The sequence below is a fragment of the Thermomonospora umbrina genome (assembly GCF_003386555.1).
Taxonomy (GTDB): Bacteria; Actinomycetota; Actinomycetes; order Streptosporangiales; family Streptosporangiaceae; genus Thermomonospora; species Thermomonospora umbrina.
Genome location: NZ_QTTT01000001.1, coordinates 6,177,538 through 6,190,466, shown reverse-complemented (window position 1 = coordinate 6,190,466; position 12,929 = coordinate 6,177,538). Strand labels below are relative to the sequence as shown.

General features: G+C 73.2%; 12 protein-coding genes. 10 read left to right on the top strand and 2 right to left on the bottom strand.

What is annotated here, in order from left to right:
- Window positions 1-192 precede the first annotated feature (192 nt).
- The 6 genes from gmd to DFJ69_RS27700 all read left to right on the top strand — a co-directional run bounded on the left by gmd (window position 193) and on the right by DFJ69_RS27700 (window position 6,695).
- Window positions 193-1,227 (top strand): GDP-mannose 4,6-dehydratase, encoded by a 1,035-nt coding sequence (gene gmd, locus DFJ69_RS27725; RefSeq protein ID WP_116025298.1) that lies wholly within the window; start codon window positions 193-195, stop codon window positions 1,225-1,227.
- A 45-nt stretch (window positions 1,228-1,272) separates the two neighbouring features.
- Window positions 1,273-1,536 (top strand): ubiquitin carboxyl-terminal hydrolase 14, encoded by a 264-nt coding sequence (locus DFJ69_RS27720; RefSeq protein ID WP_116025297.1) that lies wholly within the window; start codon window positions 1,273-1,275, stop codon window positions 1,534-1,536.
- Window positions 1,536-3,029, top strand: coding sequence for an MFS transporter (locus DFJ69_RS27715; RefSeq protein WP_116025296.1), 1,494 nt, complete (start codon window positions 1,536-1,538; stop codon window positions 3,027-3,029). Before DFJ69_RS27720 ends, DFJ69_RS27715 begins: the two co-directional genes overlap by 1 nt.
- A 24-nt stretch (window positions 3,030-3,053) precedes the next feature.
- A complete protein-coding gene (locus DFJ69_RS27710) occupies window positions 3,054-3,995 on the top strand; it encodes a phosphotransferase (RefSeq protein WP_116026970.1) in 942 nt (313 codons plus the stop codon).
- Between the two features lie 161 nt (window positions 3,996-4,156).
- Window positions 4,157-5,044 carry a LysR family transcriptional regulator gene (locus tag DFJ69_RS27705; protein ID WP_116025295.1) on the top strand — a complete coding sequence of 296 codons (888 nt, stop codon included), beginning with the start codon at window positions 4,157-4,159 and terminating at the stop codon, window positions 5,042-5,044.
- Window positions 5,045-5,090: 46 nt separating this feature from the next.
- Window positions 5,091-6,695, top strand: a complete 1,605-nt coding sequence (locus DFJ69_RS27700; RefSeq protein ID WP_116025294.1) for a Na+/H+ antiporter — start codon at window positions 5,091-5,093, stop codon at window positions 6,693-6,695.
- An 18-nt stretch (window positions 6,696-6,713) separates the two neighbouring features.
- Here the strand turns inward: DFJ69_RS27700 and DFJ69_RS27695 are convergent, their stop codons facing one another.
- Entirely contained in the window at window positions 6,714-7,622 is a 909-nt protein-coding gene (locus tag DFJ69_RS27695; protein WP_116025293.1) for an Lrp/AsnC family transcriptional regulator, read from the bottom strand.
- Between the two features lie 656 nt (window positions 7,623-8,278).
- Here DFJ69_RS27695 and DFJ69_RS27690 point away from each other — a divergent pair.
- From DFJ69_RS27690 to DFJ69_RS27680, 3 genes are all read left to right on the top strand, one after another.
- Window positions 8,279-9,715 carry a GuaB1 family IMP dehydrogenase-related protein gene (locus DFJ69_RS27690; protein ID WP_116026969.1) on the top strand — a complete coding sequence of 479 codons (1,437 nt, stop codon included), beginning with the start codon at window positions 8,279-8,281 and terminating at the stop codon, window positions 9,713-9,715.
- A 325-nt stretch (window positions 9,716-10,040) separates the two neighbouring features.
- Window positions 10,041-11,513: an LCP family protein gene (locus DFJ69_RS27685; protein WP_116025292.1), complete on the top strand. Its 1,473-nt coding sequence runs from the start codon at window positions 10,041-10,043 to the stop codon at window positions 11,511-11,513.
- 31 nt (window positions 11,514-11,544) lie between these two features.
- Window positions 11,545-11,967, top strand: coding sequence for a hypothetical protein (locus DFJ69_RS27680; RefSeq protein ID WP_116025291.1), 423 nt, complete (start codon window positions 11,545-11,547; stop codon window positions 11,965-11,967).
- A gap of 3 nt (window positions 11,968-11,970) precedes the next feature.
- On the opposite strand, the gene DFJ69_RS27675 is transcribed toward DFJ69_RS27680, so the two are convergent.
- Window positions 11,971-12,345, bottom strand: coding sequence for a DUF5709 domain-containing protein (locus DFJ69_RS27675; protein ID WP_116025290.1), 375 nt, complete (start codon window positions 12,343-12,345; stop codon window positions 11,971-11,973).
- Window positions 12,346-12,527: 182 nt separating this feature from the next.
- On the opposite strand from DFJ69_RS27675, the gene DFJ69_RS27670 reads away from it, so the two are divergent.
- Window positions 12,528-12,815 (top strand): hypothetical protein, encoded by a 288-nt coding sequence (locus tag DFJ69_RS27670; protein ID WP_116025289.1) that lies wholly within the window; start codon window positions 12,528-12,530, stop codon window positions 12,813-12,815.
- The last annotated feature ends 114 nt before the right edge of the window (window positions 12,816-12,929 follow it).

The following is a 12,929-nucleotide window of genomic DNA, read 5'->3' as shown; positions in this document are numbered from 1 at the left end:
CCGTCCCGGCCGGTCGACGCGATGTCGACCACCGCTTGACCGTGGCTCGACCGGCGGGTGACCGAAGATGGTTCGGTGAAGGGCGGCCCCGACTCGTCAGGGCTCGGAACGGTCGCTAACCTCGTATTTCACATCATCGAGCACGGCGCCCGATGAACACGAGGACTGCCCATAACGGCCAGGGAGGTTCCGCTGTCCAAGCGAGCGCTCATCACCGGGATCACCGGGCAGGACGGCTCGTACCTCGCCGAGCATCTGCTCGAGCGCGGCTACGAGGTGTGGGGCATGGTCCGTGGCCAGGCCAACCCGCACGTGTCGCGGCTGCGCAAGCACATCGGCGACGTCCAGATCACCACCGGCGACCTGCTGGACCAGGGCAGCCTGATCTCCGCGGTGGAGCGGGTCCAGCCCGACGAGGTCTACAACCTGGGCGCGATCTCCTACGTCCCGATGTCCTGGCAGCAGGCCGAGCTCACCGCCGAGGTGACCGGCATGGGCGTGCTGCGGATGCTGGAGGCGATCCGGGTGGTCTCCGGCGTCGGCCAGTCCCGGACGCCCGACGCCGGGCAGATCCGCTTCTACCAGGCGTCCTCGTCGGAGATGTTCGGCATGGTGCGGGAGACCCCGCAGAACGAGCGGACCCCGTTCCATCCGCGCAGCCCGTACGGGGTCGCCAAGACCTACGGGCACTACATCACCCAGAACTACCGCGAGTCGTACGGGATGTTCGCGGTGAGCGGCATCCTGTTCAACCACGAGTCGCCGCGGCGCGGGGCGGAGTTCGTGACCCGCAAGGTGTCGCTCGGCGCGGCCCGGATCAAGCTGGGGCTGGCCTCCGAGCTGCGGATGGGCAACCTGGAGGCGCGGCGCGACTGGGGCTACGCCGGCGACTACGCCCGCGCCATGCGGATGATGGTCGCCCAGGACCGCCCCGAGGACTACGTGATCGGCACCGGCCGCACCCAGTCCGTGCGCGACCTGGTCGAGCTGGCCTTCGGCACCGTGGGCCTCAACTGGGAGGACCACGTGGTGCTGGACGACCGCTACACCCGTCCCGCCGAGGTCGACCTGCTGTGCGCCGACCCCAAGAAGGCCCGCGAGCAGCTCGGGTGGGAGCCCGAGGTGGCCTTCGAGGAGCTGGTGGCGATGATGGTCGAGTCCGACCTGCGTCTGCTGACCGCGTCGAGCCGCCCCGAGGACGAGCCGGTCAGTCCCGACCACTGGTGAGGACCGGGCCGGGGGCCGCCGGATCCCTCGTGCGACGATTTCCCCATGAGCACGTGTGAACATGTCGCCCACCTGCCCGCGCCCGAGCCGGCGCCCGGGACCCCGGAGGGCTGCAAGGAGTGCCTGGAGCAGGGCACGCGATGGGTCCATCTGCGGCTGTGTCTGGACTGCGGGCACGTCGGGTGCTGCGACTCCTCGCCGATGCGGCACGCCTCGCACCACTTCGAGGGCTCCGGCCACCCGGTGATCCGGTCCTTCCAGCCGGGTGAGCACTGGCGCTGGTGCTTCGTCGACGAGCAGATCGTCTGATGCCCGACGTCCGGCTGTCCTCGCCCACCGGACGTTGGGTCCTGCTGGCCACCGTCCTGGGATCGGGCGTGGCCATGCTGGACGCCACGGTGGTCAACGTGGCCCTGCCCGCCATCGCCCGGGACCTGGACGCCACGATGGCCGGGCTGCAGTGGACGGTGAACGCCTACACGCTGACGCTGGCCGGGTTCATCCTGTTGGGCGGCTCGCTGGGCGACCGGTACGGCCGCCGCAGGGTGTTCGTGATCGGCGTGGCCTGGTTCGCCGCCGCCTCGCTGCTGTGCGCCGCCGCCCAGGACGTCTACACGCTGGTCGCGGCGCGGGCCCTGCAGGGGATCGGCGGTGCGCTGCTGACGCCCGGGTCGCTGGCGCTCATCCAGGCGTCGTTCGCCGAGGACGACCGGCCGCGCGCCGTCGGTGCCTGGTCGGGTCTGGGCGGCGTGGCCGGGGCCGTCGGCCCGTTCGTGGGCGGCTGGCTGGTGGAGGCGGCGGGCTGGCGCTGGGTGTTCCTGGTGAACATCCCGCTGGCGGTCGTGGTGATCGCGGTGGCGGTGCGGCACGTGCCGGAGAGCGCCGACCCGCGCGCCCACGGACGCTTCGACGTGCTCGGCGCCGTCCTGGCCGCCGTGGCGCTGGCCGGGGTGACCTACGCGCTGACCGAGGCCCCGGAGGGGTCGGGAAACCGCGCGCTGGTGTGGGGGACGGCGGTGGTGGGCGTGGTCGCCGGGACGCTGTTCGTCATGGTCGAGCGGGCCCGCAGCAACGGACGGGGGCCGCAGGCGATGCTGCCGCTGGACGTGTTCCGCTCCCGGCAGTTCTCGGCCGTCAACCTGGTGACGTTCGTGGTGTACGGCGGGATGGGCGTGATGTTCTTCCTGCTGGTGCTGAACCTGCAGGTGGTCTCCCAGTTCTCGCCGATCGCGGCGGGCACCGCGCTGCTGCCGATCACCGTGCTGATGCTGCTGCTGTCGGCGCGGGCGGGCGCCCTCGCGCAGAAGGTCGGACCCCGGCTGCCGATGACGGTCGGTCTGGTGGTCGCGGCGGCGGGGATGCTGATGGTGAGCCGCATCGGCGCGGACGCCTCGTACCTCACCGGGGTGCTGCCCGCGGTGATCGTCTTCGGGCTGGGCCTGTCGGCGGTGGTGGCGCCGCTCACCGCGACGGTGCTGGCGAGCGCCGACGTCGGGCACGCCGGGGTGGCCAGCGGCGTCAACAACGCGGTGGCGCGGGCGGCGGGGCTGCTGGCGGTGGCGGCCATCCCGCCGCTGACGGGCCTCACCGGCAACGCCTACAACGATCCGGCGGCCTTCTCCGACGGCTTCGCCCTCTCCATGGTGATCTGCGCGGGGCTGCTGGCGTCGGGCGCGGTGCTGACGTTCTTCATGGTGAGCGACGACGCGCTGCGCGCCGCCCCTCGGGAGGCCGAGCCGCAGTGCACGTCCCACTGCGGGGTCGGGTCTCCCCCGCTGGAACCGTCCCGCGAGACCAGGTGACCGGTCACCGGTAGCGTGATCGTCATGAACGGCACTCCCCCGGCGCCGGCGGAATGGGACGCCGAGCACGCGGTGTCGGCGGCGCAGGCCGCCGCCCTGGTGGGCGGCCGGTTCCCCGCCCTTCGAGGGCTCGCGGTCGAGCCGCTGGCCAACGGCTGGGACAACACGGTGTTCCTGGTCGGCGGGCGTTGGGTCTTCCGTTTCCCGCGCCGCGAGATCGCCCTTCCGGGGGTGCGGCGGGAGATCGATCACCTGCCGGGGCTCGCCCGGCGTCTGCCGCTCCCGATTCCCGTCCCCGAGTTCGTCGGAGAGCCCGCCGACGGGTTCCCCTGGCCGTTCTGGGGCGCCCGGCTCGTTCCCGGGCGTGAGCTGGCCGAGGCGGGCCTGCCGGAGGCCGCGAGGGTGGAGGCGGCGGCGGACGCGGGCGCGTTCCTGAGGGCGCTGCACGACCCCGGGGCGGCGGCCGAGGCCGGCGTCGGGCTGCCGCGCGATCCGTTCCGTCGCGGCGACCCGAGCGTGCGGGCGCCGATGGCCCGCGAACGGCTGGACCGGCTGACCGGGCGGGGCCTGTGGAGTCCCGATCCCGCCACCGAGGACGTCCTCGCCGAAGGGGAGACCCTCGGGCCCTCCACCGGCGACGGCGTCGACCGCGTCTGCCACGGCGACCTGCACCCGCGTCATCTGCTGGTCGACGCGGACGGGCGGGCGTCGGGCGTCATCGACTGGGGCGATCTGTGCGTGGCCGACCCGGCGGTGGACCTGTCGCTGGCCTACGGCGCGTTCGTCGGGGAGGCCCGGGCGGCGATGCTCGCCGCCTACGGGCCGGTGTCCCGGGAACGCGAGTTGCGCGCGCGGGTTCTGGCCGTGTTCATATGTGCGGCACTCGCCGAGTATGCGGCCTCATCCGGCCACGTGCGCCTTCTCGAGGAATCCCTGAAGGGCATTCGACGGGCCTCCGGCGACTGAGACGCCGCGCCGTATCTTCACGTCTGTCCCCTTCCCGACCGACCTGAGAAGGCTCCCGCGGCCCCGGCGTCGTTCCGGGGAACGGACCGTCACCGGCAAATGTCAAATCCGATTCCGGCTATGTCCAAGACCGCATCGGTTCGTTGCCATACGGTCGAGGCATGAATCTGCGGCAGCTGCGCTACGTCGTGGCGACCGCCGACCACGGCACCATGACGTCGGCGGCCCAGGCGCTCTACGTCGCCCAGCCCGCGTTGTCGCGGGCCGTCCGCGAGCTGGAGCGCGAGCTGGGTGTCGAGCTGTTCGCCAGGTCCGGGCGCGGGGTCGTGCTGACCCCGGTCGGCGAACAGGTCGTCCGGCAGGCCAGGATCGCCCTGGAGGCCGTCGAGGCGATCGAGGGGCTGACGGTGGCGCGCTCGGACGGGCGCGGACCCGACCTGCGGGTGGCCACCACCCTGGCGTTGGAGGCCGAGCTGACCGGGTGGTTGATCCCCCGGTTCGCCCGCGACCAGCCCGCCGCCCGCATCCGGGTGGTGCGGTGCGGCGGACGGGACGCGATCACGGCGGCGCTGCGCGACGGGCGGGCCGACCTGGCGATCGCCGATCTGCCGGTGCCCGCCGACCTGGCCGCGCATCCGGTCGAGCAGCGCGAGGTGGTGCTGGTCTCCCCGCCGGGGCTGCGGGTGCGCGAGCCGCTGACCCCCTCCGCGCTGGACGGGATGCGGCTGGTGATGCCCGCCCGGGGCGGCGCCCGCCGCGCGGAGCTGGACACGCTGCTCAACCGCGTGGGCGCGAGCCCAGTGCCGGCGGTGGAGTCCGACGACCGCGACTCCTGGCTCGGCTGGGTCCGCGCCGGGACGGGGTCGCTGCTGTGGTACCGCGGCCGGCTCGACGACACCGGCGGGCTGGTGGTCCGCTCGTTCTCGCCGCCGATCAGCCGGATGATCGGCCTGGTGCACGCGTACCGGCGGCTGCCGCCGGTGGCCCGCGACTTCCTGGCCTTCACCAAGGAGGCGGCCCGAGACCGCCGGGTGCGGGAGCACCTGTAGCCCGCCGCCGCCCGTCCTGAAATGATCAGCGGCGGGGGGTGGGCGCATGGAGGCGACGCACGCGCTGTGGCTGTTGGCCGTGCCGATCACGGCACTGGGCGTGGCGGCCCTGGCACGCCGGTTCGGGGTGTCGGCCCCGTTGGCGCTGGTGGTGGCGGGGCTGCTGGCCGCGGTGGCGCCCGGGGCGCCGGAGTTCGAGCTCGACCCGGAGTTCGTGCTGTTCGTGTTCCTGCCGCCGCTGCTGTTCTCGGCGGCGTGGGAGAGCTCGCTGCCCAACCTGCGCGAGAACGCCCGGCCCGTCGGTTACCTGTCGGTCGGCCTGGTGCTGTTCACCACCCTGGCGGTCGGGTATCTGGCGTACCTGATCGTGCCGGGGCTGCCGTTGGCGGGCGCGTTCGTGCTGGGCGCGATCGTCGCGCCGCCGGACGCGGTGGCGGCGGTGAGCGTGGCCCAGCGGCTGGGGCTGCCCCGCCGGGTGGTCACGGTGCTGGTCGGGGAGAGCCTGTTCAACGACGCGACCGCGCTGACCGCCTTCCGGGTCGCGGTGGCGGCGGCGGTCGGCGAGGGCTTCTCGCTGCTCGTCGGCGGTGAGCGGTTCCTGTACGCGGCGGTGGTCGGGGCGGTGGTCGGTCTGCTGGCCGGGCCGCCGCTGCACTGGCTGCGCAGCCGGTTGGACGACCCGGTGGCGGAGAACGCGGTGGCGCTGCTGGCCCCGTTCGCGGCCTATCTGATCGCCGAGGCGCTGCACGCCTCCGGGGTGATCGCGGTGGTGGTCAGCGGGCTGTACCTGGGCCATCGGTTCTCCACCTCCCCGGCGGTGACCCGGCTGATCGGCCACTCGTTCTGGAAGGTGACGATCTTCATGCTGGAGAGCGTCGTCTTCCTGCTGATCGGGCTGCAGCTCCCGGGGATCCTGGCGGGACTGTCGGGGCGGCATCCGCTCACCCTCGTGTGGTGGGCCCTGACGGTGTTCGCCGCCGTGGTCGCGACCCGGTTCCTCTGGGTGTTCGCCACGGCCCTGGCGCCCGCCGTGCTGGCCCGACGGCGGGCCCGCAAGGGCGACCGGAGCCTGGACGCCCGCGAGCTGACGGTGGTGTCGTGGGCGGGCATGCGGGGGGTGGTGTCGCTGGCCGCCGCCTTCGCCATCCCGGTGACCACCCACGACGGGCAGCCGTTCCCCGAGCGCGACCTGATCCACTTCCTGACGTTCACGACGGTGCTGGGCACCCTGCTGATCCAGGGCGTGACGTTCCCGGCGCTGATCCGGCTGCTGGGGCTCGGCGGCGAACGGGAGCGGTACGAGGACGCGGTGGCCGAGGCGGGCGCCCAGCACGCCGCCGCCCGGGCCTCCCTGGACCGGCTGGAGGCCCTGACCGCCGACGAGGAGGCCGTGGACGAGCAGGTCGTCGAACGGCTGCGCACCATCGCCGAGCACCGTCAGCTCAAGGCCTGGGAGCGGCTGGGCGGCGGCACCGCCCCCGGCGGCCAGGAGGTCCCCACCGCCGTCTACCGCAGGCTGCGCCGCGAGATGCTCGCCGCCGAGCGCGAGGTGTTCATCCGCATGCGCGACGAACGGCGCATCGACGACGAGGTGCTCTCCCGGGTCCTGCACGAGCTGGACCTGGAGGAGGTGGCGCTGTCGCTCGACTGAGCCGCGACAGCGCCCGCGTCACACCTCGGTGGGCTTGTCCGGCAGCTCCGCCGCGTACGACTCCTTGACGACGTCCAGATGGTGCCAGGACTCCCGGACGGTCGCCCCGGGCACCGCCCGGATGGCGTCCATGATCGCGACCAGCCCGGCCCGCGAGGCCGCCTCGGCCAGCCCGACGATGTCGTAGCGCCCGAACCCGCTGGCCAGGTAGCGCACCCCGGACTGGGCGGCCACCGCCTCGGCCACCCGCCGGACGCCTCCGGTCACCACCAGCCCGAACCCGCCGAGCTCGGCGGCGCCCAGCGCCAGCGGATCGGCCAGCCCGGTCACCTGGATCACCCCCGAGCGCATGAGCCTCACCACCCTGGCCCGGGTGGCCGCCTGGGACAGGCCGATGACCTGCGCCAGCCGGGTGTAGGGCGCCCGGCCGTCGCGCTGCAGCTCCTGCAGCAGCCGCCAGTCGATGTCGTCGAGCGAGATGTCGCCCAGCTCGCGCACCACCGAGTGCGCGTCCCGCACGGTGGACACCGAGCGGAACACCTCGGCGGCGCGCACTCCCGGGACCGACCGGAGCTGGTCCACCTCGGCGGCCAGGGCCCGATCGTCGCGGGTGCGCACCTGCGCCACCAGGTCGAACGGCCCGGCGGTGAGCGCGGTGAAGCTGACGCACGGGCGTTCGGCGACGCTCTCGGCCACCTCCCGCGCCGAGCCGCCGACGGTGATCGACACATGGCCGATCGCCTCGGTGCCCACGACGGCGGAGTGCACGATGCCGACGACCCGCACGACCTCCGTCTCGAGCAGATGCTGCACCCGGGCCCGCACCGCCGTCCGGGACAGCCCCACGCGATCGGCCAGCGCCTGGAACGTGGCCCGGCCATCCCGCTGGAGCTCGCGGACGAGCACGGCGTCGACCGCATCCAGCACGGGTCTCCTCCTCGACTGCAGTGAATCGTCATGTCACCGACCGTAAGATCATTCCATTTTCGGGCGGTAACCCGTCAAATATTGATCTTGATCGTGTTCGTCCCGCCCGGCCGCCGTCGATGCGTCGGGCGGGGGGCCCGAGCGGCGACGAATGCGCGACCGGGACCCGTGCCGGACAGCGGCACGGAAGGCGCCCCGAGGGGGCCCGGACCCTTCGCAGGGGCCCGGCCCGGGTGAAGATCGGCACCCGGGGCCCCGGGAACCGGCCGGACCGTCCCTGGACAGCACCGGGTATCGGGTCTTGACATGCATGCGTCGCTCCCGGTGTTCACGTGCCGCCTCGTTCGAGGGGACGGCCGACCGCCTGAGGCACTTGTAAGAAAAGTGCAATGATGCAGCATTTTCGTCAAGAGGTAACCCGAGAACCGGTGAAATCTCACGATCACGCCATGCCGTAGGGCATGTGGAACTTCACAACCCGGTCAGGATCCCCCGTAACGTAAGGCGGGTCTCACCCGCCGGTCAGGGTCCTGTCATGGCGGACCGCCCCGCCGCTCCGAGCGCCCCCGGCGCGGCGGGGCCACCCGTCCGGGGCTTCTAGACTGAAGACTCCGACGAGATGGCGAGATTATGGCGAGATTGGTGTGTCCACCGCCGTGCGACTGCTGAACGGTGAGCGCCTCGCTCACGACCTGACCTACAACGACGTCTTCATGGTCCCCCGCCGCTCGGCGGTCGGGTCCCGGCTCGAGGTCGACCTGGCCACCGTCGACGGCAGCGGGACGACGATCCCGCTCGTGGTGGCCAACATGACCGCGGTGTCGGGCCGCCGGATGGCCGAGACCATCGCCCGCCGCGGCGGGTTGGCGGTGATCCCGCAGGACATCCCCGTCGAGGTCGTGGCGGACGTGATCGACTGGGTCAAGCGGCGGCACCTGGTCTTCGACACCCCGATCCGGCTGGCCCCCGCCGGCACCGCCGGGGAGGCCCTCGGCCTGCTGCACAAGCGGGCCCACGGCGCGGTCATCGTGGTCGAGGACGATCGTCCCGTCGGAGTGGTGACCGAGGCCGACTGCCAGGGCGTGGACCGCTTCGCGCAACTGCGCGACATCATGTCCCGCGACCTGGTCACACTGCCCGACACGGTCGACCCGCGTGAGGCGTTCGGCCGGCTGCACGACCGCGGGCACCGGCTGGCCCCCGTGGTCGACGCGGACGGGCGGCTGACCGGCGTCCTGACCCGGACCAACGCCCTGCGCGCCACCCTCTACGCGCCCGCCGTCGACGATCGCGGACGGCTGCGCATCGCCGCGGCGGTCGGGGTGAACGGCGACGTCGCGGGCAAGGCCGCGGCGCTGCTGGAGGCCGGGGCCGACCTGCTGGTGGTCGACACCGCGCACGGCCACCAGGAGAAGATGATCGCCGCGCTGGCGGCGGTGCGGGCGCTGCGCCCGGCGGTGCCCGTGGCGGCGGGCAACGTGGTCACCGCCGAGGGGGTCCGCGACCTCGTCGAGGCGGGAGCCGACATCGTCAAGGTCGGGGTGGGCCCCGGCGCGATGTGCACCACCCGGATGATGACCGGCGTGGGCCGGCCGCAGTTCTCCGCCGTGCTGGAGTGCGCGACCGAGGCGCGCCGGCTGGGCCGCCACGTCTGGGCCGACGGCGGCGTCCGGCACCCCCGCGACGTCGCGTTGGCGCTGGCGGCGGGGGCGGCCAACGTGATGGTGGGCTCCTGGTTCGCCGGCACCTACGAGTCCCCCGGCGACGTCCAGCGGAGCGCGGACGGGCGGCTCTACAAGGAGAGCTTCGGCATGGCCTCGGCGCGGGCCGTCCGGCTGCGGACGGCGGAGGACTCGCCGTTCGACCGGGCCCGCAAGGCGCTGTTCGAGGAGGGCATCTCGACCTCGCGGATGTTCCTGGACCCCCAGCGCCCCGGCGTGGAGGATCTGGTGGACACCATCGTCGCGGGGCTGCGCAGCTCCTGCACGTACGCCGGTGCGCGAAGCCTGGAGGAGTTCCACGTGCGGGCGCTGGTCGGCGTCCAGGGCACATCGGGCTACGCGGAGGGCATGCCGCTGGCCACCAGTTGGTGAGCCGGCGCGCCCCTGAGCGGCCACGGGGGCGCCTCGACGTCCCCGGTCCCGTGTCGGGGGGCCCGGCGCCCGCGCCGGCCGCCCTCGTCGCTCTCGCGGCTCCCTGGGCACAGGCTTCGACCCCGGCCGACCCGGGGCGTCACCACCGCGGCTTCCGAGTCGCGCGGATCATCCTCCGCCCAATTGCGTATTCTTGCCCACACGTGCACCAAGTGCGGTGACAGTTCGCGTTCGGTCCACTACCACGCAACCCGTCGGCCGGTCTTGCGCGTCCAGTAGGTAGGCGGGTGGCTTATTTCACCGTGCGTCGGGGATCGGAGCACATATGGCGAGGAGAGCGGCCGGCGGCCGCGCCGCTTCCAGGGCGGCGGCCCGCCGAGAACGCGAGGCCGCGAGCAGCCTGCCGCGGGCCCTGGGGCTGACGCTCGCCTCGGGGGTCCTGTGGGGGGTGGCCCATCTGTGGGCCGGCCGCCGCGTGACCGGGGCCCTGCTGATGGCCCTGTTCACCGCGCTGGTGTCCGTGGTCGTCGTCACGGTGACCGTCTTCCGGGGCAGCCTGGAGACCATCGCCGTCCAGCCGGAGTGGCTCACCCGCATCACCGTGGGCCTGCTGGTGGTCGGGCTGGTGTGGGCCGCGGTCGTGATCCGGTCGTACGCCATCGTCCGGCCGGGCGGGCTGACCGCGGTGACCCGCACCGTCGGCGGCGCCGCCGTGGGCGTGCTGTGCGTGCTGGTGGCGCTGCCGCTGGCGTACGCCGCCCACCTCGGCCAGGTCACCAACGACACCCTGTCGGACATCTTCCAGGCGGGGACGGGCGGCCGGGAGATCGACAAGGACGATCCCTGGGACGGGCAGCGCCGGGTGAACGTGCTGCTGCTCGGCGGGGACTCCGGCCCCAACCGGGTCGGCGTGCGCACCGACAGCATGACGCTGGCCAGCATGGACACCGAGACGGGCGACACGGTGCTGCTGAGCCTGCCGCGCAACCTGGAGGGCTTCCCGATGCCCCCGGGGCCGGCGCGCGACCGGTTCCCCTACGGGTTCACCGGTGACGGCCCGCAGAGCCCGGGGCTGCTCAACGAGGTGTACGAGTACGCCGAGAACCACCCCGACGTCGTTCCCGGGGTCCCCAAGGAGCGCCGCGGCCCCGAGCTGCTCAAGGGCACCATCGGCGGGATCGTCGGCCTGCGGGTCGACCACTACATCCTGGTCGACATGCGGGGCTTCGCCGACATCATCGACGCCGTGGGCGGCGTCCGGATGACCGTCCCCGAGGACATCATCTACGGGAAGCTCAACGAGGGCCGGGTCAAGGCGGGCACCCGCACCCTGACCGGCAAGGAGGCCCTGTGGTTCGGGCGGTCGCGCACCAACAGCGACGACTACACCCGGATGGGCCGGCAGAAGTGCCTGCTGCGCGCGGTGGCCCGGCAGGCCGACCCGGCCCGCGTGCTGACGCGGTTCGACCAGTTGGCCGCCGCCGCCCGCCGGGCGGTCTCCACCGACATCCCGGCCGACCTGCTGCCGGCGTTCGTGAAGCTGTCGGGCGAGATGCGCGACGGCTCCAAGATCAGCAGTCTGCAGTTCGTGCCGCCGCTGATCAGCGTCGGCTCCCCCGACTTCCCGCTGATCCGGTCGCTGACCTCGCGGGCCATCGCCTCCAGCGAGGGCCGCGTCGCCGCCGCGCCCACGTCCCCACGCCCCTCGACCCGGCCCTCGACACCCTCCACCGGCGCTCCGAGCACGCCGGAGCCGCAGGCCAAGCCGGTCTCGCTCGACGACTCCTGCCCCTCCTGACGTCCGGCCCCAACGATCCCGGAGGTCGGGCATGCGGCGACGGCACCGTCTTCGGCAGTGGGTCAACGTCGTGAACCTGTCCACGCCGCTGGGCCTGCTCCTGGCCCGGGCCTGCTCGGGCGGGGTGCGACGCGGGCCGCGGGGCCTGCTGATCGGCACCGGCTACCGACTGCCGCTGCCGGTCGCCACGGCGTTCACGGTCGGCAACGTCATCATGGTCCGGGGGGACGGGTCGGTGCTCGAACGGCGGCCGACGCTGCTGGACCACGAGGCCCGACACGCCACCCAGTACGCGTGCTGTCTGGGCCCCGTCATGATCGTGCCGTATCTGGTGTGCGCCGGGGTGTCGCTGGCGCTGTGCGGCGACCACGCCTCCTACAACCCGTTCGAACGGCTGGCGGGCCTGGCCGACGGCGGGTACCCCCGACGCCGGCTGCGCCTCACCCGCCGGTGACGGTCACTGCTCCTCGATCCGCATCGCGTCCTCCTCGACCGTGAAGCCGCCGGAGTCGGGGCCGACGTCGTCGGCCACGTTGTCCTTCTCGCGATCGGGGCGGGCCCCCTCGTCCTCCTCGACGATCCGTCCCGCGGTCCGGGAGGTGTCGGGCCGTTCCACGCCCTCGTCGGGCCGTTCCCGGTCCAGCTTGTGGTCCAGGGACTCGCCCGAGGTCTGCTCGTCGGCGGTGGTGCCGTACTGCTCGACACCCACCGGCCGTTCGCCCGGCAGCGCCATCTCCTGCGGGTCCTCGGCCCACTGCTGCTCCGGGGTGCCGTCCTGCAGGTCGGGTATGCCCTCGTCCTCGAACCGGGACCGCGGGTCGCGCTCGGTCATGGCCTCCCCCTTCCGTCCGTGCCGGTGGCAGGGGCCCTACCCGCGAGACGGAGATCAATCGCGGGGCCCGGCGGTCCTTCGGAGGGTGTCGCGATGGTGATGAGTCCTTGACCGGGCAAACCGGTGGCCATCGGTACGCGTCCTACCACATGTACGCAAGCACACCACACTGGGGGGCAGCGATGGCACGGACGATCAGCGAGGAACGCGTCGACCTCGCCCATCTGGACGATCTCGGCCGGGCGCTGACCGCCCGCGGCTTTCTCACGATGATCGTCACCGCGGGCACGCCGCGGCTGGAGGTCCTCAACCGCACCGACCCGGAGCGCTTCGGAACGGTCCTGTGCCAGGGCGGGGACGACCGCTGGTTCTGGTGGTCCTGGGCCGACCGGATCGCCCCGGCCGCCGACCTGGAGGACGCCGCCGCCCTGGTCGAGCGGGCGCTCAGCGCCCCCGGGACGGCCGCCTGAGACCGTCCCGGAGCTCCGTCCGGTCCGTTTCGCTCCTCCCGAGGGGGGATCATGGAAGGAGACAGGCGGAACGAACGGAAGGGCGGCGCCGGTGCCCCGTGTTCAGGGCTGCGA

Bases quoted from the DNA above. Each gene is read 5' to 3' on its own strand.
- DFJ69_RS27700 (WP_116025294.1), top strand. From the start codon at position 5,091: ATGGAGGCGACGCACGCGCTGTGGCTGTTGGCCGTGCCGATCACGGCA.
- DFJ69_RS27670 (WP_116025289.1), top strand. From the start codon at position 12,528: ATGGCACGGACGATCAGCGAGGAACGCGTCGACCTCGCCCATCTGGAC.
- DFJ69_RS27705 (WP_116025295.1), top strand. From the start codon at position 4,157: ATGAATCTGCGGCAGCTGCGCTACGTCGTGGCGACCGCCGACCACGGC.
- DFJ69_RS27680 (WP_116025291.1), top strand. From the start codon at position 11,545: ATGCGGCGACGGCACCGTCTTCGGCAGTGGGTCAACGTCGTGAACCTG.
- DFJ69_RS27685 (WP_116025292.1), top strand. From the start codon at position 10,041: ATGGCGAGGAGAGCGGCCGGCGGCCGCGCCGCTTCCAGGGCGGCGGCC.
- DFJ69_RS27715 (WP_116025296.1), top strand. From the start codon at position 1,536: ATGCCCGACGTCCGGCTGTCCTCGCCCACCGGACGTTGGGTCCTGCTG.
- DFJ69_RS27675 (WP_116025290.1), bottom strand. From the start codon at position 12,345: ATGACCGAGCGCGACCCGCGGTCCCGGTTCGAGGACGAGGGCATACCC.
- DFJ69_RS27710 (WP_116026970.1), top strand. From the start codon at position 3,054: ATGAACGGCACTCCCCCGGCGCCGGCGGAATGGGACGCCGAGCACGCG.
- DFJ69_RS27720 (WP_116025297.1), top strand. From the start codon at position 1,273: ATGAGCACGTGTGAACATGTCGCCCACCTGCCCGCGCCCGAGCCGGCG.